The organism is Paenarthrobacter sp. NPDC057355, from assembly GCF_042667405.1.
Taxonomy (GTDB): Bacteria; Actinomycetota; Actinomycetes; order Actinomycetales; family Micrococcaceae; genus Arthrobacter.
Window position 1 is genome coordinate 38,285 of the sequence record NZ_JBHVAL010000015.1, and the last position, 23,757, is coordinate 62,041.

24 protein-coding genes and 1 tRNA gene are annotated in these 23,757 nt (G+C 62.9%); 7 read left to right on the top strand and 18 right to left on the bottom strand.

Features of this window, described 5'->3' with window-relative positions; translation table 11 throughout:
* The first annotated feature begins 2 nt into the window (after positions 1-2).
* A complete protein-coding gene (corA, locus tag ACFUOZ_RS15705) occupies positions 3-998 on the top strand; it encodes a magnesium/cobalt transporter CorA (RefSeq protein WP_377549755.1) in 996 nt (331 codons plus the stop codon).
* Positions 995-2,146 (top strand): cell division protein ZapE, encoded by a 1,152-nt coding sequence (gene zapE / locus ACFUOZ_RS15710; protein ID WP_377549757.1) that lies wholly within the window; start codon positions 995-997, stop codon positions 2,144-2,146. The genes corA and zapE overlap by 4 nt, the downstream gene beginning before the upstream one ends.
* 38 nt (positions 2,147-2,184) lie before the next feature.
* Here the strand turns inward: zapE and ACFUOZ_RS15715 are convergent, their stop codons facing one another.
* Genes ACFUOZ_RS15715 through ACFUOZ_RS15740 form a run of 6 tightly spaced genes read right to left on the bottom strand, consistent with a single transcriptional unit; the run spans position 2,185 to position 6,375 of the window.
* Complete coding sequence (locus tag ACFUOZ_RS15715; protein WP_377549759.1) at positions 2,185-2,715, bottom strand: ferritin; 531 nt, start codon at positions 2,713-2,715, stop codon at positions 2,185-2,187.
* Positions 2,716-2,769: 54 nt separating this feature from the next.
* Positions 2,770-3,141 (bottom strand): fluoride efflux transporter CrcB, encoded by a 372-nt coding sequence (gene crcB, locus ACFUOZ_RS15720; RefSeq protein WP_377549761.1) that lies wholly within the window; start codon positions 3,139-3,141, stop codon positions 2,770-2,772.
* Positions 3,138-3,575 (bottom strand): fluoride efflux transporter FluC, encoded by a 438-nt coding sequence (locus tag ACFUOZ_RS15725; protein WP_377549763.1) that lies wholly within the window; start codon positions 3,573-3,575, stop codon positions 3,138-3,140. Before ACFUOZ_RS15725 ends, crcB begins: the two co-directional genes overlap by 4 nt.
* Positions 3,568-4,086, bottom strand: coding sequence for a universal stress protein (locus ACFUOZ_RS15730; protein ID WP_377549765.1), 519 nt, complete (start codon positions 4,084-4,086; stop codon positions 3,568-3,570). The genes ACFUOZ_RS15725 and ACFUOZ_RS15730 overlap by 8 nt, the downstream gene beginning before the upstream one ends.
* Before the next feature lie 39 nt (positions 4,087-4,125).
* Entirely contained in the window at positions 4,126-5,838 is a 1,713-nt protein-coding gene (locus ACFUOZ_RS15735; protein WP_377549766.1) for an ABC1 kinase family protein, read from the bottom strand.
* A 3-nt stretch (positions 5,839-5,841) separates the two neighbouring features.
* Complete coding sequence (locus ACFUOZ_RS15740; RefSeq protein WP_377549768.1) at positions 5,842-6,375, bottom strand: PadR family transcriptional regulator; 534 nt, start codon at positions 6,373-6,375, stop codon at positions 5,842-5,844.
* A 199-nt stretch (positions 6,376-6,574) separates the two neighbouring features.
* On the opposite strand from ACFUOZ_RS15740, the gene ACFUOZ_RS15745 reads away from it, so the two are divergent.
* Positions 6,575-7,231, top strand: coding sequence for a DedA family protein (locus tag ACFUOZ_RS15745; RefSeq protein WP_377549770.1), 657 nt, complete (start codon positions 6,575-6,577; stop codon positions 7,229-7,231).
* On the opposite strand, the gene ACFUOZ_RS15750 is transcribed toward ACFUOZ_RS15745, so the two are convergent.
* Positions 7,214-8,608, bottom strand: coding sequence for an MFS transporter (locus ACFUOZ_RS15750; RefSeq protein WP_377549886.1), 1,395 nt, complete (start codon positions 8,606-8,608; stop codon positions 7,214-7,216). The two genes, ACFUOZ_RS15745 and ACFUOZ_RS15750, sit on opposite strands and share 18 nt — an antisense overlap.
* Before the next feature lie 213 nt (positions 8,609-8,821).
* Between ACFUOZ_RS15750 and ACFUOZ_RS15755 the strand changes: the two genes are divergently transcribed.
* Positions 8,822-9,595 carry a helix-turn-helix transcriptional regulator gene (locus tag ACFUOZ_RS15755; protein ID WP_377549772.1) on the top strand — a complete coding sequence of 258 codons (774 nt, stop codon included), beginning with the start codon at positions 8,822-8,824 and terminating at the stop codon, positions 9,593-9,595.
* A gap of 109 nt (positions 9,596-9,704) precedes the next feature.
* Here the strand turns inward: ACFUOZ_RS15755 and ACFUOZ_RS15760 are convergent, their stop codons facing one another.
* From ACFUOZ_RS15760 to galU, 6 genes are all read right to left on the bottom strand, one after another.
* Positions 9,705-10,169 (bottom strand): DUF3806 domain-containing protein, encoded by a 465-nt coding sequence (locus tag ACFUOZ_RS15760; RefSeq protein WP_377549774.1) that lies wholly within the window; start codon positions 10,167-10,169, stop codon positions 9,705-9,707.
* An 80-nt stretch (positions 10,170-10,249) separates the two neighbouring features.
* Positions 10,250-10,322: transfer RNA gene (locus ACFUOZ_RS15765), tRNA-Ala, on the bottom strand.
* A 36-nt stretch (positions 10,323-10,358) separates the two neighbouring features.
* Positions 10,359-11,159 carry an SDR family oxidoreductase gene (locus ACFUOZ_RS15770; protein WP_377549776.1) on the bottom strand — a complete coding sequence of 267 codons (801 nt, stop codon included), beginning with the start codon at positions 11,157-11,159 and terminating at the stop codon, positions 10,359-10,361.
* 6 nt (positions 11,160-11,165) lie between these two features.
* Positions 11,166-12,047, bottom strand: a complete 882-nt coding sequence (locus ACFUOZ_RS15775; protein WP_377549888.1) for a hypothetical protein — start codon at positions 12,045-12,047, stop codon at positions 11,166-11,168.
* 130 nt (positions 12,048-12,177) lie between these two features.
* Positions 12,178-12,804 (bottom strand): GNAT family N-acetyltransferase, encoded by a 627-nt coding sequence (locus tag ACFUOZ_RS15780; RefSeq protein ID WP_377549778.1) that lies wholly within the window; start codon positions 12,802-12,804, stop codon positions 12,178-12,180.
* 5 nt (positions 12,805-12,809) lie between these two features.
* Positions 12,810-13,715 (bottom strand): UTP--glucose-1-phosphate uridylyltransferase GalU, encoded by a 906-nt coding sequence (gene galU, locus ACFUOZ_RS15785; protein ID WP_377549780.1) that lies wholly within the window; start codon positions 13,713-13,715, stop codon positions 12,810-12,812.
* Positions 13,716-13,843: 128 nt separating this feature from the next.
* Here galU and ACFUOZ_RS15790 point away from each other — a divergent pair, with 128 nt between their 5' ends.
* From ACFUOZ_RS15790 to ACFUOZ_RS15800, 3 genes are all read left to right on the top strand, one after another.
* Positions 13,844-14,458, top strand: coding sequence for a 5-formyltetrahydrofolate cyclo-ligase (locus tag ACFUOZ_RS15790; RefSeq protein WP_377549782.1), 615 nt, complete (start codon positions 13,844-13,846; stop codon positions 14,456-14,458).
* Positions 14,459-14,601: 143 nt separating this feature from the next.
* Positions 14,602-14,877, top strand: a complete 276-nt coding sequence (locus tag ACFUOZ_RS15795; protein WP_377549784.1) for an FmdB family zinc ribbon protein — start codon at positions 14,602-14,604, stop codon at positions 14,875-14,877.
* 70 nt (positions 14,878-14,947) lie between these two features.
* On the top strand, positions 14,948-15,742 hold the full coding sequence (locus ACFUOZ_RS15800; protein ID WP_377549786.1) for an RcpC/CpaB family pilus assembly protein: 795 nt from the start codon (positions 14,948-14,950) through the stop codon (positions 15,740-15,742).
* Positions 15,743-15,756: 14 nt separating this feature from the next.
* On the opposite strand, the gene ACFUOZ_RS15805 is transcribed toward ACFUOZ_RS15800, so the two are convergent.
* The 5 genes from ACFUOZ_RS15805 to ACFUOZ_RS15825 all read right to left on the bottom strand — a co-directional run bounded on the left by ACFUOZ_RS15805 (position 15,757) and on the right by ACFUOZ_RS15825 (position 23,712).
* Entirely contained in the window at positions 15,757-19,917 is a 4,161-nt protein-coding gene (locus tag ACFUOZ_RS15805; RefSeq protein ID WP_377549788.1) for an AAA family ATPase, read from the bottom strand.
* A 161-nt stretch (positions 19,918-20,078) separates the two neighbouring features.
* Positions 20,079-21,668 carry a glutamine-hydrolyzing GMP synthase gene (gene guaA, locus ACFUOZ_RS15810; protein ID WP_377549790.1) on the bottom strand — a complete coding sequence of 530 codons (1,590 nt, stop codon included), beginning with the start codon at positions 21,666-21,668 and terminating at the stop codon, positions 20,079-20,081.
* 110 nt (positions 21,669-21,778) lie between these two features.
* Positions 21,779-22,279 (bottom strand): DUF3817 domain-containing protein, encoded by a 501-nt coding sequence (locus ACFUOZ_RS15815; RefSeq protein WP_377549792.1) that lies wholly within the window; start codon positions 22,277-22,279, stop codon positions 21,779-21,781.
* Complete coding sequence (locus ACFUOZ_RS15820) at positions 22,276-23,142, bottom strand: SURF1 family protein (RefSeq protein ID WP_377549794.1); 867 nt, start codon at positions 23,140-23,142, stop codon at positions 22,276-22,278. Before ACFUOZ_RS15820 ends, ACFUOZ_RS15815 begins: the two co-directional genes overlap by 4 nt.
* An 81-nt stretch (positions 23,143-23,223) precedes the next feature.
* Positions 23,224-23,712: a PTS sugar transporter subunit IIA gene (locus ACFUOZ_RS15825; RefSeq protein ID WP_377549796.1), complete on the bottom strand. Its 489-nt coding sequence runs from the start codon at positions 23,710-23,712 to the stop codon at positions 23,224-23,226.
* Positions 23,713-23,757 lie beyond the last annotated feature (45 nt).

The window sequence follows — 23,757 nt, forward strand, 5'->3', positions numbered from 1 at the left end:
CTGTGACCATCATCGACAACGCCGTTTACGTGGACGGCGTCCGCACAGCCACCCCGCGCAGCCTCGAGCAAACCTTCGAGACCCTGGCCCAACACGGAGGCATGGCCTGGATAGGGCTGTACCGCCCCACTCAGGAAGAAATGGCTGCGGTGGCCCGGGAATTCGGCCTGCACCGGCTTGCCGTGGAGGACGCCGTCTCTGCTCATCAGCGGCCCAAGATTGAACGCTATGACAGCAGTTTGTTCACTGTCCTGCGTCCGGCCAGGTACCTGGACGACACGGAATCCGTGGAGTTTGGAGAGCTGCACATCTTCACCGGCCCCAACTTCGTGGTGACGATCCGCCATGCAGAAACCGGTGGAGTTGCCCGCGTACGCCACAGGCTGGAAGCCCGGCCGGATTTGCTGTGCCACGGGCCCGAGGCCGTGCTCTACGCGCTCCTGGACCAAGTGGTGGATGACTACGCACCGGTGGTCGCCGGCCTCGAGAACGACATAGACGAGATCGAAGACCAGCTCTTCAGCGGCGACAGCACAGTATCCCGGAGGATCTACGAACTCGCCCGCGAAGTGATCCAGTTCCAACGGGCCATCCAGCCCCTGCCGGACATCATGTCGCTCCTGGAGAGGGGCTTTGAGAAGTATGGCGTGGACATCGAACTGCAGCGCTCCCTCCGCGATGTCGAAGACCACGTGCAGCGTGTCATATCCCGGGTCAATTCCTTCCGGGACCTGCTGCAGAACGCCCTGACCCTGGATGGGACACTGACCGCCAACCGGCAAAATGAGGCCAGCGCAGCCCAAAACGAGCAAGTCAAGAAGATCTCCTCTTGGGCCGCCATCCTCTTCGCGCCATCCTTCGTGGCCGGCATTTACGGCATGAACTTCGACCACATGCCCGAGCTCCACTGGACCTTCGGCTACCCCATGGCCATTGGCCTCATGGTGGGCGCGGCGATGCTCATGTACGTGATCTTCAAACGCAAAGGGTGGCTGTGACCCCTCTGTTGAGGCCAGCCCCACGTGCTGTCCGGGATACCGCCAGGACGTTGCTTGAAGGAATAGCCCTCGACGCCGGACGCTCGGGCTTTGCGCTTGAAGAAAGCCAGCGGCAAGCAGCCGGGCGGCTGGCGGCCTTGGGCGCGGAAGTGACGGTCCGGCGTCGTACTCTCTCCCGCAAACCGCCACGAAGCCTCTACCTCCACGGCCCGGTGGGGCGCGGCAAAACGTGGTTGATGGACAGTTTCTTCGCTCACTTGGACGCCCGTAAACGGCGTGTCCATTTCCACGACTTCTTCCGCAAGCTTCACGCCGGCACCCATGGCTCCGCCACAGGCCACGCAACGGCCATCCAGCAGTCGGTGGATGCGCTCCTTGATGGCATCGACGTGCTCTGCTTTGATGAGTTCCACGTCCATGATGTTGGTGACGGCATGTTCATTGCGCGTCTCCTCCGCACCGCCGCGCAACGGCGCATCCCTTTGGCGGTTACGTCGAACTACGCACCGGATGATCTCCTGCCCAACCCGCTCTGGCATGACCATTTCCTGCCCACCATTGCGGCCATCAAGGAGATGATGGACGTTGTGAAGATTGATGGTTCGTCGGATTTCCGCCGCTTTCCCTCAACCGGCTCACTCGGGACCCTGGGATTCGAGTCCTTCCGGGCAGGACGGATCGTGACGCCAGGCACGCCCCGGCAGCTGGGCAGGCTTGGCCTGTTCACCCCGTCCGCCTCGCAAAGCCGGGTGTTGACGCCCACCACCCAACCGATCGTGGTCAAGAACTCCGATCCAGAGGTCCTTTGGGTCGCATTCGAGGAGTTGTGCGGCGGGTTGACCTCCACGTCCGACTATCTGGTCCTGGCTGAAACGTTCACCACCTGGGTGATCGACGACGTCCCCTCCCCGGCAGGGGCCGATGCAGCATCAGCTCCGGCATGGCAACGCTTCAGCAACGTGGTGGATGTGTTGCACGATCAGGACATCACTCTCTTCCTCATAGGCCGCGGGCCCTTGGACTGGGACATCGAGGCTGCAGGAAGCGGACTGCCGGTGGATCTCGCCCGCATTGCAAGCCGTCTGTCCCTGCTGGGCCGTTCACAGCCGGAGGATGACGAGGCACAAGAAGAGGTCGCCGGAAGCTGAGCCTCCGGCGACCTGCAAGTGCTTGTAGCCAGGTTCTTCTACAGTGCTCCGCCGGCAGCAGAGGGTGCACTGGCGTCATGCCCACCATCACCCACGGCTTCACGGGCAACGTAGTTCTCAATGTCAAAAAGGTTCTCGGCACGCTCGGTGATGTTGAGCAACGTGGTCATCGATGCCACCTCTTCCACCTGCTCCTTCAGGAACCACAACATGAACTGCTCACCCAGGGCGTCGCCCTCGGCGCGGGCAGCACGGAACATCTCCTCGATATTCCGTGTAACTTCCTTTTCCTGCTCCAGGGCCAAAGCGATGGGTTCCTTGGCGTTGCTGAAGTTATTGCGGACAGGGGCAATACCCGGAATCTCTACATGAACGTTGCGGTCCAGCATGTACTGGACCATCATCATGGCGTGGTTGCGTTCCTCCAGGGACTGGCGGTAGAAGTGCCGGGCAAGCTGCGGCAAGTCTTCACCGTCAAAGTACACAGCCACGGCGATGTACTGCTGGGAGGCTGCAAACTCGTTGGCAACCTGGGCGGACAACAGTTCATTGAAAGTTTTGTTAGCCATGGCTCGATCCTACAGCGGCGTCGCTTCGCGCCGCGGGGTGGAATTAACCACTCTTCACGGCAAGAGAAAGCAGAGGCCTACACCTGCCGCGGCGGCCAGAACACTGGCCCCCATGGACCCCAGACCGTTGAGAAGGGCCAGTCCGGCCCTGCCGCTTTGGACCAGGCGGATCGTTTCCAGGCTTGCCGTGCTGAAGGTCGTGTAACCACCTAGGAATCCAGTCCCCAACACCAGGTACAGGGACTCGGGCGCTTCTCCGCGCATCATCAGTCCTGCCAGGAAACCGAGCACCAGCGAGCCCGAAACGTTGATGAGGATGGTGCCCCACGGGAGGGCAGTCTTCACCTTTGCGCGGATGAGGCCGTCCACCAGGAACCTGGCTGCGGCACCCACTCCCCCGGCGAAGCCAAGAAGCAGGACCGTCACGCTCCGGCCCCCGTTGTCAGGCGGTGATGCCACGCGCCGAGCCAGATTCCGGTGGTCGTGGCGGCAGCCCCACCCAGGAGACTGGCGGCCAAGTAACCGGCAGCGGCAGGGACGGCGCCGGCACCCAGCAAGTGGACCGCATCCACCGCAAGGGTGCTGTAGGTGGTGTAAGCGCCCAGGAACCCCGTACCCAAGGCGAGCCGAACGACCCGGCGACTTCCGACGTCGGGCCCTCTGCGGGCGAGCCCCTCGAGAAGGGCACCAAGGGCCAGAGCCCCGGACAGGTTGATGACCAGGGTGGGCAGGGGCCAAGCGCCTGGCGCGGGGATCACCAGTCCCAAGCCGTAGCGTGTGAGCGCCCCCAACACCCCGCCCGCGGCGACGATGCCCATGAAGCCCCAGTGCAGATGTACGGGACGTTTGGACTTAGTCATCGTCGTGCGGGATCCGCGGATTCACAGGGATGACCAGCACGGGACGGTCCTGCCGGTGAAACAAATGGCGGGCCACCGACCCAGCGGTCACGTCCTTCAGTGTCGCGGTCAGGCTGTGCTCGCGCGTGCCCACCACGATCATGGACGCGCCGACGTCCTCCGCCTCTCGGGCAAGGGCCTTCGCAGGCTCTCCCGCCAGCGGCACCAGAGTCCATTGAACGTCCTTTTCCTGAAGGTGTCCGGCAATGACCTCCTTCAGCGCCTCAACGACGTCGGGAGCGTCGCCCTCCACACCGTCAGGATCAATCGGAGCCGCAGGACCACCCGTGGTGCCATCCACGGGATACACGGTGACATCCGCGTAGCCGAACACCAGAGGAAGGCCTGCACTGGCAGCCACCCGGGCCGCCTGCTCCAGCACCACCGGATGCTGACCAGGCATGACGCCAACCAAAATGGGGCCGATCATGCCGCCGGATACCTCACGACGGCGGGCAGGAGTCTCAGTCACAGGGCAAGTCTACGGCGCGGCAGCTGGGCGACCGCGTGGTCAGCGGCTGTGTCGGCGGCCTGTCAGCATGGACACGAGCAACGGGATCAGGGACATGACCATCAGGACGTTCCCCAGCACCACGTCACCGTTGCGGACTATGGATCCCGAAATCAGCAGCGCCCCAAATGCCACCGCGGCCACCGCCGTGCGGACCAGCCGGATCAGGCGCGCCAGCTGACGTTCGAGCTTGCGGTTGGACACCTGCAAGGAGCCGTCCTCAATCCGGGTGATCAGTCCATCCAGCCGTTTGGGGAGGCGGAAGGCCAGCGTCGCGGCGTCGAGCGTCTGGGAGGCAATGTCGTTCACCAGGTTGCCGCGTTCATCGCGCAACAGTTGAGCGGCGTAGAGCTCCACGGAATTCCACAGGTTGAAGCGCGCGTCCAGCGAACTGCAAACCCCCGAGGTCAAGGACATCGCACGGATGATCAACAGGAAGTTCTCCGGGAGCTGGAACGGAAGTGCGCGGATGACGCTTCCAAATTCGACCCCGAAATCGCGAAACTCCCGGGGGTCCACGTCGCGAAGCTCGGCAAAGCCCATGCCACCAAAACGGGCGAACAACTGGGTCATGGCCCGTTCAAGCTCGCCGGCGTCGGCCGAGGGCATCAACACTCCGACATCACTGATCGCAGCAACCAGCCCCTTGCCGTCCCGGGAGGCGGCAGCGATCAGAAGCTTGCGAAGCCCTGCCCGCGTCTTCGTAGGAACCTCCCCCATCATGCCGAAGTCAATGAAGGTCAGCTTCCACGGATGGTCGGCAGTGCCGTTGTTGGGGGTCACGAAAATGTTGCCCGGGTGGGGATCGGCGTGGAAAAAGCCATTGGTGAAAAGCTGGTCAAACATCACCGATGCAAAAACGGGTGCGACGGCTGAGGGATCGATGCCGGCCAACCGGAGCGCCTCGGCGTCGGTGATCTTGATGGCGGTGACGTCCTCAAGGGTGAGCACCCGGCGCGTCGTCCGCTCCCACACGACTGCGGGCACAGTTACCCGGGCATCATGGGCGAAATCCGCGCCAAAGCGTTCAGAGTTGGCCGCCTCATTCAGGTAGTCGATCTCCTCCAGGCTGGTCTGGGCAAACTCCTTGATCAGCGCGGGAACGTCGGCGCGGTCGGACACGATGCGGATCCGGCTCAGCCAACCTCCCACCTTGCGCAGGGCGGCGAGATCAATGTCAACGATGGTCTGTATACCTGGGCGCTGGACTTTGAACACCACGCTGCTCAGCCCGGTGTCTTCGGCATTGCCCGGAAGGAGCTTGGCCCTGTGTGCCTGCCCAAGGGAAGCGGCCGCGATGGGCGTCTCCTCAATGGAGGCGAACACGGCCTCCAAAGGCGCCCCGAGTTCGGTTTCGGCAAGTTCGCGGATAGCCGGGAACGGTACCGGCGGCACCTCGTCCTGGAGCCCTTCCAGTTCCATGGTGATCTCCGGAGGCAGAACGTCCAGGCGCGAGGACATGAATTGACCCACCTTGATCATGAGGCCGCCAAGTTCCACCGCAAGTTGATGGAAGCGTTGGGCAAAGCGCCTCATTCGCCGTGCACGATTGCGCTCAGTCAGCCGGCGCAGGCCGAACCTCGGCAGGAAAAGCTCGAACCACCACGTCACCGCTAGATGCCAGGCGGCAAAACGGAGGATGCGACGGTAGCGAGCGCTTGCACTCACGGCGCCAGGGATATCCCCTGCCTGATCACGTCGATCCGACGCCACCCCTCAGTCCTGCGCGAGGATCGAGTACAGCCGGCGGCGTGCTTCTTCGAGCACCGTCACCGCTTCCCGAACCTGTTGGGGCGTGCCTGTCCTGCCTACTTGGGCGGCAGCTTGGGCAAGTTCCACGCCGGCTTTGGGTAACGCGGCGAACCCTGGGCCCGACGCAGCACCTACTGAGCCCCACGGTGCGGATGTTTCGGAGCTTGCCACATCCTCCCTGCCCGCTTCGGTCAGCGCATAGATTTTGCGACCGTTCGATTCCTCCGAACTGACGAAGCCCTCGTCCGACAGGAGTTGAAGGGTGGGGTAGACCGAACCCGCACTTGGTTTCCAACTACCCCCGCTGCGCTCCTCGATCTCCCTGATGATCTGGTAGCCGTGCATGGGCCGTTCGGCCAGGAGGGCCAGAATCGCAGTCCTTAGTTCACCGCGTCCGGCCCGCCCTTCGGAGCGCTTCTCGAATCTGGACCGGAACTCCTCCACGGCCTGCCACATGCCGTCGAAGTTGTTTCCCATAAAGCCGCTTGAATTGTGCATTGAGTCCACCTCATGACATTGCGAACGATACTGAACGATATAGCTAACGATATAGCTGGGACAGGACCAAAACAATGGATATCAGTCGGGAGGATCGGACGATGGGCGGCAAGTCCACCCGTTTGGTGCGGGCAGCTTTGCCTGAAAGCACTCATGGCAATAGCGTTGGCCGTGGCGATGTCCATGAAAGGGCGAAGAGTTGATCAGCGTACTGAGAGCCCAAGGTTCGACCGAAGACTTGTCCGGCATAGTGGGAGTCGCAGCCCGGGTGATCGACGCCCTGGGCGAATGGGGCGTCGGCCTGATGACGTTCCTGGAGACCGTCTTCCCACCCATCCCCAGCGAGGTGATACTCCCCCTCGCAGGCTTCCTCACGCAGCAAGGCAGCATGAACATTGTGCTGGTCTTCGTCACCAGCACCCTTGGTGCCTATGTGGGGGCGATATTCCTGTACTGGCTGGGCTACAAGGTCGGTTTGGAAAGGTCCATCTCGTTGCTTTCGAAACTGCCCCTGGTGGACAGGGAGGACTTCGAAAAAGCGTCCGCGTGGTTTGAACGCCACGGCAAATCCGCCATCTTCTTCGGCAGACTCCTGCCTGGCGTACGGAGCCTTATTTCCCTCCCGGCCGGGGCCGAACGGATGAACCTCCTGACGTTCTCCATTTTCACTATCGCCGGTGCCGGCCTGTGGAATGCCTTGCTGATCGGCCTGGGCTCCTTGCTCGGTACGCAGTACCACCTGATCGAGCAGTATTCCCGGTTCCTCAATTATGCGGTGTACGGGGCACTGGCCGTGTTTGTGGGCTGGCTTGTTCTTCGGAGTGTCAGGCGCCCGAAGTCAGCGAATCGCCGGTAGCCCGGACCATTTCCGCAGGAACAGGGCCACCAACAGGGCCGTCACCAGGCACAGCCCGGCGTTGACCCAGATGGCGGTGGTCACGCCGCCGAGCACCGCTGCGGCACTGTGGTTACCAATTGCCACAATCTTCGCAGTGAAGATGGCGCTCATCACCGGGATGCCCATGGTGATTCCGATCTGCTGGCTCATGGTTGCCAGTCCTGTGGCCATCCCCTGCTCGGTATCCGGTACTCCCGACGTCGCAGTGACCATAAAGCCGACGATGACCACCAGGTTCGCCACTCCGCCGATGAAGGTCGCCACCAGCAGCAGTCCAATGGAGGCAGGGTCGGCGCTCAGCAGCACCAGCACGCCGGTGGCAATGGCTTGGAGGATGAAGCCATACACGATCGCCTTCTTGTTCCCAAGCCTGCCAATGACCTTGGGACCAAGGACTCCGCCAAGGACCGTACCAAGACCCAGCACGGCGAACGCCAGACCGGCGCCGAGCGGGGTGTAACCAAGTACCTGCTGCAAGTACAGGGTCAGCAGGAAAACCAAGGACGTCTCGGTGACGAACGCCAGTATGCCCGCTATGTTCCCCCACGCCACAGTGGACCGCTTCAGGATGTCCAGGGGTACCAGCGGCGACGCGGCCCGGCGCTCGACGGCAACGAACGCAATAAAAAGCACGACGGCGGCCCCAAGGGAACCCAGTGTCAGCGGATCGCTCCACGTGTGCTCCGCCGCGTGCGTAAGGCCGAAAACCAAGGCCAGAAGACCCAGCGTGACCGTGATGGCCCCCGGCACATCCAAGCGCAACCTGGCAGCAGGCTTGCTTTCGGCCAGAACCATCGGACCAATGATGAGCACAGCGAGGGCCACGGGGATATTGATGAAGAACGCCCAGCGCCAACTGAGCAGATCAGTCAGGAGCCCGCCAAGAATGGCACCTGTGGTGAACCCTGCGGCCATGAGGGAACCATTGAGGCCCAAGGCCTTGTCCCTCAGCGGCCCTTCCGGGAACGAGGCAAGCAAGAGGGACAGGGCTGCGGGCACCACCATGGCAGTGGCCACGCCCTGGCCTACGCGGGCCATGAGCAGCACAGCCGGCGCCGAGGCAAGGCCGCCTGCCAGCGAGGCTGCACCAAGCAAGGCCATTCCCACGAGGAACATCCTGCGGCGGCCTGCGATATCGGCGACACGCCCGAACAGCAAAGTCAGCCCGGCGGCGCATAAGGCGAACGCCGTCGCGATCCATTGGAGGTTCTCCAAGCCGAAGCCGACGTCGGCGCCGATGGCCGGCAGCGCGACGTTGAGGATCGAGAAGTCAACGGCAAGGGTGAAACCGGCCGCAAGCAGGATGACGAGGGCAAGTCTTTGCCGGCCCGTCATCCGCCCGGCTGGAACGGCTGCACCTGAGGGCCGTCCGTCGGGTTCTGCTGCAACGTGCGATGTCATGGAAGTCCTTCCGTGGAGGTGGGGCTGCTGTTGCGCAGCATTTGGAAACTCCACTGTCATCGAACCCGCGCCACTCAACCACACCCCCTTGTGCCTACCCCTGACAGGGACAGGACAGCACCCAGGAAGACCGGCAGAATGGGGTTCATGAGCAATTACAGCGAACTTGGGGAGTTCCTCCGCGTCCGAAGAGCTGCCTTGCAGCCGGAGGAGGTCGGCCTCATCAACTACGGCATCCGACGCGTTCCCGGGCTCCGCCGGGAAGAACTGGCGATGCTTGCCGGGGTGAGCAACACCTACTACACCCGCTTGGAGCAGGGCCAGAGCACCAATGCCTCCGAGGCCGTTATTGATGCCATCGCCAGGGCCCTGAACCTGAACCGCGACGAGCGCAGGCATCTGTTCAACCTCGCCCGGCCGTCCAGCACCAAGCGGCGGCCATCGGTCCGGCCGGACAAAGCAAGGTCTGGAACCTTGCGGCTCATCCAGTCGATGCCCAGCACTCCGGCCATCGTCATGGGGCGTCGCAGTGAAGTGCTGGCGTGGAACCGGCTCGGACACCGCTTGGTTGCCGGTCACCTGGACTTCTTCGCGCCTTCGACGCCGGGCACCAGACCCAACATGACGCGAATGCTGTTCCTGGACCCCCACACCCGTGAGCTGTATTCCCGATGGAAGGACGAAGCCGCGCGGGCCGTGTCCTCACTGCGGTTGCTCGCTGGCCGCTCAAGCGAGGACCCTGAACTGGCGTCCCTTGTGGGTGAGCTGACCATGAACAGCGAAGAGTTCACCAAACTGTGGGCCCGGCACCCGGTGGAAAACTGCATGTCGGGCATCAAACACATGCATCACCCCGAGGTTGGCAACCTCGAGCTCCATTTCGAAGTCCTTGGGTCGCCGGATTCTTATGTACTCAGCTGACCCGGGATCTCCTGCAGCTGAGGCGCTTCAACTGCTGGCATCCGCACAGCCGGACACAGACCTTGAGGCGAACCGCCACCTAGGATCCAGGCGGCGTTAGTCCGCGTTCTCAGCTGAGCCGGCCCAACTGCTTGTAGACCGCGGCTGCCAGTGCAGGAATGAAGTTGCCGTCCTCGCCCCGCACCCAACGCTTTTCCACGGCGTTCAGGGGGTAGACCAGCATGTTGTTTTGCTCGGCGTGAAGCGCTAACTCCCGGCCGAGGGAGTCCTCGGCAACCACCCAGCGCAACGGCGTGGTCCGCGCCAGCAGCTCACCATAGGCGACGCCGGCAGCGTTACAGTACGGCTCCTGAAGCTCCGCATGAGTGCCCTCGGGGGAAGTCTGCCAGGTCGCGTACACCAGCTCATAAAACCCGGCCACGCTGGTGGGATCCTCGAGGTTCACTTTCGCCTGGTCCGCGAGTTTGATGTGGCCTGCGAGGAAAGCCTTGTGTTCGTCGCTGAGCTCGCTGTAAACCGGCTGCTCGAAGTCCTCGACGGGGGTGGCCTTTGTCCTCTTCCTGAAGAATCCCATGGAAGACAGCTAATCAGGTTTCCATGTCGAGAGCCGGGCGCCACACCAGCGGCAACGGGGTGAGGCAACTGAACAAAATGTGGAGCTAAGGAGATTCGAACTCCTGACCTCTTCGATGCGAACGAAGCGCTCTACCAACTGAGCTATAGCCCCCGGACCAGGTATTTCCGCCTGACCAGTGTCCCTAGGCTACAAACTTTCCCTGCGCTTTTCCAACCACGACACGAACGTCTCCGTGCCAACCGCGTGCTCCGCAACGAGATTGTGGCCGGCCCGAAGGAAAGCACCCATGGAACCCGGCAAAGGCACGCTGACAATCCTGCCGCGACTCCCTGTGACGGTCTTCCACTGCTCTGCCATCAGGCGCATGGGAAGCACTTCCGGCCCACCCACCGTCCGCAGCCGATGTCCGGTCGCCGGCGAACCCTCCAAGGCATCCGCCAGCAACTCCGCAGCTACATCGGCCGGTGAGATCGTCTGGAATGACACACCCTTGAACACCGGGATCAATCCCACACGGGCCCCGGCCGCGAAGATCCCGGCGACGAGGCCGTGGAACTGGGTTGCACGGACCACCACGGTTTGCGGCGAAGACCCGGCGTACTTGCGTTCCTTGGCAGCCTTGGAAACGTAATACGGGAATGTACTCAGATCGCAGTTGATGATGGACAGCAGCACGGCCCTCCGGACACCGCCCGCCGCCGCTGCAGCAAGAAGCCGCCCACCGCCGTCGGCGAATTGCTTTTGCGCCTTTCCGAACTGCCCTTCAAGGCAGTCAATAACGACGTCGGCACCTGCCAACGCGGCCGCCAGGCCCTCGCCTGTGGTGACGTCCCCGACAAAGTAGGTGGCGCCGTCGTGATGGCCTGCAGAACCCACAGCCGGGACATGGCGGCTAAGAACCGAAACCTGGTGCCCGGCATCCAACGCAAGCCGTACGACTTCGCGGCCAACCCTGCCAGTACCGCCGGCAACGCAGATGGGACCCATGCCGTCTTAGGCGCGGCGTCGCTGCAGAACATCGTCCAGGTTGCTCAGGGCGCTTTGGCCCTTGGGCGAAACTGCCGCTGCTTCAGCTTGTCCAGTCGACTGCTTCAAGACCGGCTTGCCTACGGGCTTCGGGGCCTCCGGGAGATCCAGCGGTTCAGGCGCAGGGCGCTGGGCCTTCGCTGCGTCAACGTAGGTGGGCTTCGGGACCTCGACGGGCTGCCAGCTGGCACCCTTCGAGTCTGCCGCGGCCTGCGCCGACTCGTCTCCTGCGGCTACAGCAACGGCCAACGCTGCCTGGCGCAGCTCCACGGCCGACAAACGGGCGCTCTCGCGGCTGTTGGCCTCGGCGTCGAAAACAGGAGTTTCCTTGGCGGCGACGGCAGGTTCCTTCGGCAAGTAGCGAGCAGGTGTGGGAATGGGCGATGCCTGCGCAGCCCGGCGTGCACGCCGTTCGCGAAGGTCGCGGAGGGCAAGCTTACGCAAAACAACGACGGCGACCACCGCACCGATGAACGAGACTACCGGCAACCAGACCGAGCCGGTGCCGAAGATACGCAAAATGCCGGAAACGACTGCCGTCACCAAGAGGACCAACCCTGACAGAGCCAGAGTCAGTCGCGCGTATCGGATGGTGAAGGGAGTGGTGGCGGGCTTGGTCGCCGACGACTCGGCCACACGGGATTCCTGGGGCGACGCCTGTGCTTTGCTGTGCATGGTCTCCATCGGTTTCTCCTGCTGAGGTGCCAAAGTCAGTACCACCCCTGCCTGCGGTTCGTCTGGTTCGTCGTCGAAAGCCTCTGCTGGAACAGCGGCCGCTTGGACTTGCTGGCGCCTGTTCCGCAAAACGTACGGCGCCACCCAGACCATCCACAGCGCGACAGTGACCACGAGTATCACTGAGCTGCTGAGAGGGAAGTCCACATTCAAAACCGTAGAAGCAAATCACCGGGGGTGGCGGCATTGAGGCCGGTGTGTCGTGGTCGAGTCCGCAAATGACTGGAGATAACGCCGAAAAGGCCTATGACCTGCCCGTTTGTCCCTTGAGCCACCTGCGCAGAAGGCCCTCCGGGACTTCCTCGGATGTCATGGCGAAGGATCTGTGGTCAGCCCACTGGCCATTGATGTGCAGGTACCTCTCCCGGTACCCCTCATCGCGGAATCCGAGCTTCTCCACCACCCGCAGGCTGGGCCCGTTTTCAGGCCTGATGTTGATTTCCATCCGGTGCAGGCCGAGCACAGTGAAGCAGTGGTCGGTCGCCATTGCCACCGCTGTGGGGGCGATGCCGCGGCCCGCCCGGTCCTTGTCCACCCAATAGCCCAAGGTGGCCATCATGGCCGATCCCCAAATAATCGAGGAAACCGTCAATTGACCCACGATGGCGGGTTCACGGAGGCCGGCCGTGCGTTCAACTATGACGAACGGCAAAGCCGTCGAGTGGCGGGCCTGCTCATTGAGGGATGCAACCATTTGGCGATAGCTGGGGAGGCGGCCACCCGGAGCCGGGTTGGACGCCTCCCACGGCGCCAGCCAATCACTGTTCCGCGAACGTACCTCGGACCATTCCCGCTTGTCGCGGTAGCGAATGGGCCGCAGTGCCAGGTCTCCGCATTCCAGCGTCACCGGCCAGATCGCAGAACCGTACATCCTTGTTACTGGGGAAGCGTTGCGGTGAACTTCGGCAGCCACTCGCGCAGCTCAGGACCGAGGTCCTCACGCTCGGCAGCCAGCTCGATGCAGGCCTTGAGGTAGCTCAGCTTGTCGCCGGTGTCGTAGCGTCGGCCACGGAAGACCACGCCGTACACGCCGTAGCCCTCTCCTTCACCTGCAGCCAGGACCTCAAGGGCGTCGGTCAGCTGGATTTCTCCGCCACGCCCCGGGCCGGTCTGCTCCAACACTTCAAAGACAGCCGGGTGCAGCACGTACCGGCCGATTACGGCAAGGTTCGAAGGCGCTTCTTCGGGGGACGGCTTCTCCACCAGCTGCTTGATGCGGACGTATCCGTCCTCGTCGATCTCCTCGACGTCGGCGCAGCCGTACGCGCTGATCTTGGAAGGCTCCACCTCGATCAGGGCCACGACGGAACCGCCCGTCTTCTGCTGGACTGCGATCATTTCGCTCAGGAGGTCATCGCGGGCGTCAATGAGGTCGTCACCGAGCAGGACGGCGAAAGGCTCGTAGCCAACGTGCTGCTTTGCACGAAGGACAGCGTGGCCGAGGCCATTCGGATCGCCTTGACGGACGTAGTGGATGTCGCCGAGGTTGGTGGCGGACTGGATGGCTTCGAGCTTGGCGGTGTCGCCCTTTTCAGCCAGGGTCGCTTCAAGCGCCGGCACCCGGTCAAAGTGGTCTTCCAGGGCTCGCTTGCTGCGCCCCGTAATCATGAGGACGTCGTGCAGGCCCACCTTGACCGCTTCTTCGACGACGTACTGGATGGCGGGCTTGTCGACCACAGGCAGCATTTCCTTCGGCATCGCCTTGGTGGCGGGAAGGAACCGGGTACCAAGACCCGCTGCGGGGATGACGGCCTTACGGACAGCGTTGTTATCGAGAGTCACCGGACTAATGTAACGGAAGGAAGAGTTTATCGGCTAAACCCCCCGCCGCGCGGCTGGCACATTTTCCCGGCGGCTCAACACCACGCAACAATTCAACAGGACCCCACGAACCTCAGGATTGGACACAGATGGCATCGAAAGAAGACATCCGCCGCAGCCGGCGACTCTACAGAAGGGCCCTGTCTCCAGAACAAATCGCAGCAGCGGGCGAGGCACTGGCCCAGCACGGAACCGCCTGGGCCAACGCCATCACGACAGGCGAACCGGCACGGTTCGCGGTGTATGTAGGGGTCGCATTCGAACCACCCACCATGCCGCTCCTCGAGGCCCTTCATAATGCGGGCCACGAGGTCCTGCTTCCTGTTTGCGAACCGGAGCGCCAGTTGAGCTGGGTGTATTGGACGCCCTCGACAGTCTTCGAGCGGTCCACCTACGCCCCCATCGACGAACCTCTGGGCGAGCGACTGGACAGTTCAGTTGTTGCCACCGCTGCGGGGATCTTCATGCCGGCCACCGCTGTGGATCGTGACGGAAACAGGATCGGCCAGGGCGGCGGTTACTACGACCGGCTGCTGCACGGCCTGGACGCGTCCGGCCAGCGGCCGCCTACCGTCGCGGTGGTATACGACGCCGATCTGTTGCCTTCCGGCTCCATACCCGCCGAGGCTTTTGATCGCCCCGTGCGGGAAGTCCTGACGCCGTCCGGCGTCGTCGCGTTGGATGACGCTGAAACAGGCGCCTGAAGGGTGGTGAGTTCCGGCACAGATGCTGGCACACGCTGCGGGGACGGATGATAGAATTGGCACTCAGGCCCTGGGACTGCTAAAGCGGAGACTCTTCGCTACGGCGCCGCAGGACCTGAACTTTGTCCTAAAGGAGGAACTCAGTGCCCACATACGCATACGCCTGCAAAGACTGTGACCATGCCTTCGACATCGTCCAGTCCTTCTCAGACAGCTCCCTGACAGAGTGCCCGGAATGCAAAGGCACGCTGCGCAAGAAGTTCAACAGCGTTGGCGTGGTCTTCAAGGGCTCAGGTTTCTACCGGACTGACTCGCGTGACACGAAGGGCAGCAGCACTGTTTCTGCGGCGCCCTCAGCTCCAGCCGCGCCGACTACAGCCGCCGCACCGGCTCCAGCAGCAGCGGCCGCAGCGAGCTAAATCCCAGTCTTTTCCACATAGGGAATCCGGCCCCTGTCAGGGGGCCGGACATGCTGGCTAGCGTGGCGGCATGTCACCTACCTCCCGAAGTGCGTTACTTGCCCGCGCCGAGCGTTCAGCAGAAACAGCAAACAGGAAACAGCTTCAGCCGCCGACGCCTTATCCGCGACCCTCAGTTGGTCGCTCCCGCCCGGGATTCAGCCGCGCCGAGCCCCCTATCCCCCAGCGACGACGCACGCCGAAGGCATGGATCTCCCGCAACCGCCGGCTCTGTGTCGCCCTGCTTCTATGCCTTGCCGCAGGGTTGGCGGTCCAACAGCTGACTCCGGCGTCGGCGGCGCACGTCAGCGTCCTCGTGGCAGCGCGCGATCTACCGGCCGGCGCCAGCCTGAAGGAATCCGACTTCACGCCCATGGACGTCGCACCCGAGCTCGCCGTACCCGCGCAGGTGAAGAATCCTGCAGGGCTCGTCGGGCGCCAACTCGCTTCTCCGTTGAGCAAGGGTCAAATTCCAACGGATTCAGATCTCCTGGGTCCCGGACTGCTCACCGGCACTCCAGCTGGCTCGGCCGCCGTTCCCCTCCGCATGGCCGATCCTTCGTCGATCCAGCTTCTTTCACCCGGGCAGTTGGTGAACGTGGTCCTGACTGCGGCCGGTTCATACGATGAGACGCGCCAAAGCCAGGTTCTTGCGGGCCCTGTTCCCGTACTTTGGACTTCAGCACAGGGCGGTAAGGCGGGCGAGTGGCTTGGGACCAAAGACACTGACGGGCTGGTGGTGGTTGCAGCCAACCCCCAACAAGCAGAAAAGCTCGCCGGCGCGTCAACGCAGGGCAAGCTTTTCTTTGTTCTGGTCAGCCCATGAGGCTTCTCACGGAATCATCCCCAGTGCGGGGGTTTCTGCTCCTTCAACCACTGCTCATGGTCGTAGCCCGCCTCGTCGCCCCATGCACGGGGGTCGTCCTCCGCGGCTTTCGTGGGAAGGATGCCGCCGGAGCTGTGCTTGGCATTCGTCGGTTCGGTGCCACGCTCAGCGGTGGCCTCCTCCTGACCATCGTCCTCGCCTCCAGCAGAGTCGTTGGTCGTGCCGCTGTTCTGTTCAGTCATTGCTGCTTTCCTGTCCACTGCCTCGTCCCGCGTTTCGCTGCCATCCTCCTCGGGCTGCTGACCCCGTGCGGTAGCCGATGGGCGGGTGGACACTGGCTTTGCCTTGTCCAGATTCAATTGTTCAACATCCATGTCCAGGAAGCCATGCTGGGGCGATTCCGTGGAGGTGATGATGTGGTTCTCCAAACCAAGGTAGGAGCCAATACGGTCCGCGCACGAGGACGGGTCGGTGAAGACCTCGATCGTCCACAACGACATGTACCGCCAGCCCATGCGTTCCAGCAGCTGCGGCCGCAGCCTGCTGCGTTCGCGGACACTCATGCGCCGGTACCGCTCAGTGCCATCGGATTCAATGGCTACAGGGGTGGGGATCTCAGCGCCCTCACGGCCAATCGTGTGCACTGGATCAGCCGCTGCCGCAATGTCCAAAACGCCGTCGTAGAGGTGCCACACCCGGGCTCCCCGCGCACGCAGGCGTTCTCCAAGGTCTGCAACCAACGGATCTTCGCCGAGGGCCTGCTCACTGGCAACCGCCCGGGACGCAGGAGTTCCGAGATTGCTGTTGCCGGACAGCTCCCGGTCCAACAACTCATAGAAGTCCACGGCACCGTGCGACAGGCGATCCAGGTCGAGATCCTCAGGCCGGAAGCAGCTCAGGACATGCATGGAGCGCCGGGCCCTGGTCATCGCCAAGGCAAAGCGGTTGCGGCCACCTTCAGCCGACAAAGGGCCAAAGGAATGAAGTGCCCGGCCGTGTGGTGTCCGCCCGTAGCCAAGGGAAAAGATCACGTGGTCCCGGACAAGGCCTTGCGCGCGTTCAAGATCCACAACGCGGAAGGACTCAGGGCCGGCAGCGAAGAAGGACGACAGCAAGGGATGGTTCGGCAGTTGAAGCCTGATGGCCTCGCCGATCCTGGCAGCGTGGCGCAGGCTTGCCGTTACTACGGCCAAACTCGTGCGTGGACGCAAGGTTGCGTGTTCGAAGACCAGGTCCACCACCCGGTTGACCTCGGCGGTGACAGATTCAACGCCCTCGTGATCAGCTCCGGGAAGTCCGGTGCCGTCAGGAATGTACTCAACAAGGATCGAGCGGTCCAGGCCAGTGACCGAGTTGCCGTCGGGCAGCCGCTTCAGACCGCCGTCGTAGTAGTTCTTGCTCAACTGCAGGATCAAATCCTCGTCAACTGCCCGGTAGACCCAGTTCAATTGCCACGAGGGCAAGACCCGGGACAAGGCCTTGAAGGCGCTCTCCACCGTTTCGTGCCCAGACACCCCGGCCACCGGTGGTTCAACTGCCACGCTGAAGGTTCGCGCGTTGGCGATCTTCGCGTCACCGAAGGCAACCACCTGCTGGGCACGGGCGATCGCGGGAAGGACTGCCTGCAGCGACGTGGACTCGGCGTCGATGACTACTACGGCGTCGAACTTCTGCTCCGCAGGCAGGACTCCCGTGAGCAGGTAGGGGCTGACGGACCACACAGGAACAAGCATCGGCACGAGGTCCGGAGCTTGGGCGCTCAGTGCAGGCAAAGTCACCCGGCCATCCTTCAGCAGTGCACGCAGCAGCTCCGCCTGACGGGGATGGTCCACCAGCCCCTGGCGCCACCTCTGGGCCAACTGCCACCGGAGCCGGGCAGCCCCGCTGGCAATGTGGGCTTGGTCGGCCAACCTGAACTCAGCTTCAAGGCGGCGCAGGGAGTCGCCGTCGGACATAGCGAGGTAGTCGTCGCCGCTGATCATCGCTTCCAGGGCGGACTGCCACCAGGCAAGGTCCAATTCGGCAGCCACAGAGGACGCGGGAACTTCGCGTTCCGCCAGGTCCCCAAGGAGTTCCCCGAGGCCGTGCTCGCGCATTTCCTCGATGAGGAGCGTACGCTCCGGCAACGACTCCAGTGTGTCGGTGTCTGCCACAAGCCTCTCCAGGCGCTCCATCAGCTCCGGATAGGCCGTGCCGTGGAGCGAGCCACCGGCAGAGGTGTGCTTGAGGGCGTCGCCGAGCCTCCGGAGTTCGGTATCGAGCTCGCGATAGAGCGCACCGAGGTCGGCAAGTCCGGAGGGAACTGCCGGATGACGCTGCGTTGTGGCGTACCCGGCCCAGAGCGCGCGCTGCTCCTGGACAAGGACCAATGAACTGTGGAGGTCGGCAATGTGAACACCGGGCCGCACATACTCCTTGGCCACCCGACGCAACCTGGATCGCTGCATGGACGGCATCTCGATGTTCCGTTCACGGCGCCACGAAGAGCTGGCAGTGGCCGAAATGAGGTCGTGCACAGGGCGGTCAAAGATGTCCGGCGTGAACTTGTCCAGGCTCTCGCGCACGGCGATCAGCAGTTCGAGCTGGGCACCCCATTCGGTGAAGGTATCACCCAGGCGGATCTCGGCATGATCGGACACCTGCTTCATACGGTCGCGCAGGACGGGGAGTTTCTCCGCGGCCAAGGTGGCAAGCTGCTGTGCTTCCTCAGTTTCCTTGCGGGTGACCAAACGTGCGCCGTACCAAGGGCTGCTGGTCGACTCCCGGCTGAAGCTGCCAAGCTCTGCAGCACGCCGAAGACGGGCAGCAAGTTCCTCGCGGTCCTTGATGTTGTCAAGGACGCTGCGCTTCAGGCGCACAGTCGTGGAGGGAGCCGGGTGGATGGACGTCAGTTCAGCCAGCGACTGCATGGCCTGATACGGCGAGCAACCCCACCGTTCACGGACGTTATGAAGCGAAGCCACGTGGTCCATGAGGGCGTGCCGATGCCCGGTCAACGTTTGGTGGAGATTGCCGAGCTGTGGCTCGAGCGCCTTTTCGTTGCGCATAATGGCCCGGACAAGCTGGGCTTTTAGCTGCTGCGGCGTGGTTCCATTGCCAGGGCGGAAGAGCAGCGAATCAAGTCCCAGTGATTCCAGGTGTGCGGACAATCCGGCGAGGCTGGACTGCCGGTCCCCCACTACCAGGACAGACTTGCCTTCGCATACCAATGCTCCGATGGCGTTAATGGCGGTCTGGGTTTGTCCGCTTCCCGGAGGCGTACTGACCACGAGGGAATCTCCCGCGCGGACGGCGTCAACCACGTATTGCTGATCCGTGTCGGCATCGAGCAAGAGCAGTTCATCGGCAGGATCCCGGACATCCAGGCTGGGGAACCTGCCTGCCTTGATGGGTTCGGGCTCGATGTCGCCGCCGTTTGCTGCTGTGGCCAATGCGGCAACGGTGGGGTTGTTCAGGTTGATCCACGGATCGTCGAGATTGCCGGACAGGTCAGCGAGGGTTGTCACCAGAAGATTGAATTCCACTTCGGCGCCATGAATCGGCTGAACCAACGTGGACAGACGGTCCAGGACGGGCTGCGGATCCAGTCTCGCGGTGTTGTAAGCCATACGGGCCACAGCGTTGACGTCAAAGACGATGCCATGGACGGTCTTCAAGTGGCGTACCAAGGCGGGATTCATGCGCGCTTGCTCGGTGAGCTGAAGTTCGAAGTCGTCCTCCCCCGGCCGGACCGTGAGGACGATGGAGGTAAGCATGACGGGCGCGGAGACACGCTGCGGTTTGCCACCGACGGCTGACGTCCACACCACTGTACCGGCGGACAAGTACCCGGCTTCGATACCGCGGTCATTGCTGAGCTCGAAGATCTTCGACCTGATGTTGCGAGCTGCCCGAGCAGCCACGAGATATTGCTGGCGGTCCCTGATCAGGGTGGACAAGCGTGTCCTGCGACCCGCCAACAGCTGCGCCAACCCTGAGGGATGCGCGTTGCTGAGGTCAATGGCGCCTTCGGGCGTCTTGACGAAACGCAGCATAGTGTCTGCCCCGGTGACGGGTTTGAGACCAGACAGCCATTTGCGGAGCTCTTCGGAGCCCTCTTCCTGGCCTTGACCTACTGACACGACTTCTGCCTTCTTTTCTGTACTAGCTTTAGACGCCTTGGACCATACCGGCATACTTTCGAGGGTAGCGGGAATACACGGCCAGCCCGCACCGCAACACTGTTCCAACGCGAAATTGACCGGTTTTCACAGCTTGCTGCTTTTCTCATACCACGGGGGAAATGCGCTAAATACAAAGTGGCCGGCCTCCCGAAGGAAGCCGGCCACTCAGAATGCTATTCCCACTCGATGGTTCCCGGTGGCTTGCTGGTGACATCCAGCACCACACGGTTCACGCCGTCCACCTCGTTGGTGATGCGGTTGGAGATGCGGGCCAGGAGGTCGTACGGCAAGCGGGACCAGTCAGCCGTCATGGCATCCTCGGAGGATACCGGGCGCAGAACGATCGGGTGCCCATAGGTACGTCCATCACCCTGTACGCCGACGCTGCGGACATCTGCAAGGAGAACCACCGGCATCTGCCAGACGTCGTTGTCCAGGCCTGCGGCCGTGAGTTCGGCGCGGGCAATCGCGTCGGCCTTGCGGAGCAGGTCGAGACGCTCCTTGGTCACTTCACCCACAATGCGGATACCAAGGCCCGGGCCGGGGAACGGCTGCCGACCAACGATTTCCTGGGGCAGGCCGAGCTGGGCGCCAACGGCACGGACCTCGTCCTTGAAGAGGGCGCGCAGTGGCTCAACGAGCTCAAACTCCAGGTCCTCGGGAAGCCCGCCTACGTTGTGGTGGCTCTTGATGTTCGCAGCACCCTCGCCGCCGCCGGACTCGACGACGTCCGGGTAGAGCGTGCCCTGGACCAGGAACTTGATCTTTTCGCCTTCGGCAGCTGCCTGGGCGATGATGGCCCGCTCGGCTTCTTCGAAAGCACGGATGAACTCGCGGCCGATGATCTTGCGCTTGGTTTCGGGATCGCTGACGCCGGCAAGGGCAGACAGGAAGCGTTCCTGCTCGTTGGCGACATACAGGTTGACACCCGTAGCGGCCACGAAGTCGCGTTCAACCTGCTCGGCTTCGCCTTCGCGGAGCAAACCGTGATCGACGAAGACACAGGTGAGCTGGTCCCCGACAGCACGCTGGACAAGGGCTGCCGCAACAGCAGAGTCCACGCCACCGGAAAGGCCGCAGATGACCTTGGAGTCCCCGATCTGCTCGCGGATGCGCTCCACCTGCTCTTCGAGGATGTTGCCCGTGGTCCAGTTGGGGCTCAGGCCGGCGCCCTTGAAGAGGAAGTTCTCCAGAACGTGCTGGCCAAGGACGGAGTGCTTCACTTCCGGGTGCCACTGCACACCGTAAAGGCGCTTCTCATCGTTGGCGAAGGCAGCGACCGGCGCTCCGGCCGTCGTCGCCAGCACTTCAAAGCCTTCAGGTGCCTCATGGACGGAGTCGCCGTGGCTCATCCAGGTGTTCTGGGAAGCCGGGACGCCGTCGAGGATGGAACGTGCGTCGCCCACAAGGAGGGCTTCGGTCGCGCCGTACTCCCGCAGGCCCGTCTGGGCCACTTTGCCACCAAGGGCGTTGGCCATGGCCTGGAATCCGTAGCAGATGCCGAACACGGGAACACCGGCCTCGAAGAGGTCAGCCTCCACGAACGGGGCTCCTTCGGCGTAGACGCTGGAGGGTCCGCCGGAGAGGATGATGGCTGCCGGGTCTTTGGCCAGAAGCTGCTCGGTGGTGAAGGTGTGCGGAACGATTTCCGAATACACGTTTGCTTCACGGACGCGGCGGGCAATCAGCTGCGCGTACTGGGCACCGTAGTCAACAACCAGCACCGGCTTCTGCGAAGTCTGGGGTGCGGTGGGAGTAGTCACCAGTCAAGACTACTTTGCCGGACCGCCCCCGTGCACGTTGACAAGGGCGGCCAACGACCAAAACAGGCCCTCCCGTAAGGGATCTCACATCGGAGGCAGCCCGCGGGCTCCTAATAGCGCTTTGACGCCTGCGGGTTGGCGGCCAATTCCGCCTCCACCTCAGCGTGGAATTTCTTCTCCACAATGAAGGACAGGAGGGGAACCACGCCGCCAAGGGCCAGCAGCACCATCTTGGAGAATGGCCAGCGCATCAAGGACCACAGACGGAAGTTGGAAACGAGGTACACCACGTACATCCAACCGTGCACGATCAGCACAGTAGTGGAGATGTTGAAGCCGCCAATGACTCCCTTGGGCTCGGATTCAGCGAAACCGAAACCAAATGGCTGGCCGGTGACCGCATTCGTGCCACCGGCGAAGAGGGAAACGCCGAAACCGTAACGTGCGATCAGTTCGGCACACAGCAGAAGCAACATGGCACCGGTGAGGTAGGCCATGACCTTGTAAAACTTCAGCGCCGAACGGATTTGGGCTTCCGTCCCGCCGAAGCGCCGCTTCTTGGACTTCGGTCCTGACTGCTCAGGCTGGATGGCCGGTTTGGGCTCAATCATTGCTGCACCTTAGGTTCTGGGTCTTGACTTGCAGGTTCGGTTGTCGCCGGGACGGCGTGGGCTTCGTCCGGGAACTCGTCGTCGTACTCATCGTCTTCGTCGTCCTCAAGGTCCCGGCGGTAATCGTCACGCACCAGGCGCCACCAGATGAAGACGGAGAACCCGGCGAAAACCACCCATTCCACAGCGTAGAAGAGGTTCAACCAGTTGACCTGCTCCGCCGGTGGCTGCGCCGGAATATTGAGGGCCTTGACGTTGCCGTCCAGCGGTATGGTGGCGCCACCGCTGACCTCGGAGGTCGCGGCGATGAAGCCGGGGTAGCTGGAAACTTGCCAGGTGTTGATGAGTTCTGCGGTGGATACCGCTGACGCGCGGCCAGGGCCGGCGTCGACATTTGGTACCGGCGCTTCGGACGGGATCAGGCGGCCGGTCAGCGTGACAGTACCCGACGGCGGCGGCCCCGCTTGGGCGGCATCGGCCACCCAGCCGCGGGCTACTGGAATCCATGTTTGCGGCGAGGCCGCCACGCCCTTGAGCACCGGAGCGTCGTTGACCGCGAATGCCGAGACGATCCAGAAGCCCTTTTGCTTGTTGTACAGGCGCCCCTCCACCAGTACCTGCTTACTGGGGTCATAGCTGCCTGTGGCAGTTACCATCTGGTCCGAAACCGAGCCGGGGAAGAACTGGCCAGGCTTGAGCACGTCGACCAGGGGCTTCACTTCTTCGACGCTGGACGGCGCAGGGGCCTCGTGCTGGGTTGACCGGCTGAGCTGCCATTGGCTGAGCAGCACAAACACCGCGGACAGCAGAAGCGCAAAGACCAAGCCTGCGATCCAACGGGGTTTCAGGGCAGTTTTCAACACCCCTTAACCGTACTTCGTCCGGCTGTAGAACAACGAAACGGGCCTCTGCGATGTGGCCGGTCGGGAGGACCACGCTGGCCCTTAGTGGTCGAAGAAAACCAGGCTGGAATTGATGAGTTCGGAAATGACCTCGGGGTCGTGCGCGCGGCGCAGGGATTCCCTGAAGGACTCCTTCGAAAGGGAGCGCGCCAGGGTAGCCAGGACCTCAAGGTGGTCCGAGAAGGAACTGGCCGGCGTGGCGATGAGCAGGATGAGCGTCGCCGGGCCGTCGGCGGCCCCGAAGTCCAACGCATGGCCAAACTTGGTGACTCCCACCGCGATGGAGATGCGGTCCACGAACTCACTGCGGGCATGCGGAAGGCCGATTCCCCCGGGAAGGCCAGTAGCCAGCTGGTGTTCGCGTGAATGCACCTGCTCCAAAAAGCCATCGAGGTTGGAAATCCGTCCGGCCTGGTGGAGCTTGTGGGCCAACTGTGCCGCGGCATCGATCTTGTCCTCGGCAACAAGTTCAAGAATAACCATGTCCGGGGTGGTCAGTTCCGCATCGTATCGGTCCAGTGGTTCAGCCAAGTCGTATTCCCTCCATGTGGCCTGCCGGCCTCAGTTCCCCGGGCC

Excerpts from the sequence above, each read along its gene's own strand:
- ACFUOZ_RS15750 (WP_377549886.1), bottom strand. The coding sequence starts at position 8,608 with ATGACGGGCCGGCAAAGACTTGCCCTCGTCATCCTGCTTGCGGCCGGT.
- ACFUOZ_RS15790 (WP_377549782.1), top strand. The coding sequence starts at position 13,844 with ATGGCATCGAAAGAAGACATCCGCCGCAGCCGGCGACTCTACAGAAGG.
- ACFUOZ_RS15770 (WP_377549776.1), bottom strand. The coding sequence starts at position 11,159 with ATGGGTCCCATCTGCGTTGCCGGCGGTACTGGCAGGGTTGGCCGCGAA.
- ACFUOZ_RS15725 (WP_377549763.1), bottom strand. The coding sequence starts at position 3,575 with ATGACTAAGTCCAAACGTCCCGTACATCTGCACTGGGGCTTCATGGGC.
- ACFUOZ_RS15805 (WP_377549788.1), bottom strand. The coding sequence starts at position 19,917 with ATGCCGGTATGGTCCAAGGCGTCTAAAGCTAGTACAGAAAAGAAGGCA.
- ACFUOZ_RS15740 (WP_377549768.1), bottom strand. The coding sequence starts at position 6,375 with ATGCACAATTCAAGCGGCTTTATGGGAAACAACTTCGACGGCATGTGG.
- ACFUOZ_RS15815 (WP_377549792.1), bottom strand. The coding sequence starts at position 22,279 with ATGATTGAGCCCAAACCGGCCATCCAGCCTGAGCAGTCAGGACCGAAG.
- ACFUOZ_RS15800 (WP_377549786.1), top strand. The coding sequence starts at position 14,948 with ATGTCACCTACCTCCCGAAGTGCGTTACTTGCCCGCGCCGAGCGTTCA.
- ACFUOZ_RS15760 (WP_377549774.1), bottom strand. The coding sequence starts at position 10,169 with ATGGGATTCTTCAGGAAGAGGACAAAGGCCACCCCCGTCGAGGACTTC.
- ACFUOZ_RS15780 (WP_377549778.1), bottom strand. The coding sequence starts at position 12,804 with ATGTACGGTTCTGCGATCTGGCCGGTGACGCTGGAATGCGGAGACCTG.
- ACFUOZ_RS15715 (WP_377549759.1), bottom strand. The coding sequence starts at position 2,715 with ATGGCTAACAAAACTTTCAATGAACTGTTGTCCGCCCAGGTTGCCAAC.
- ACFUOZ_RS15755 (WP_377549772.1), top strand. The coding sequence starts at position 8,822 with ATGAGCAATTACAGCGAACTTGGGGAGTTCCTCCGCGTCCGAAGAGCT.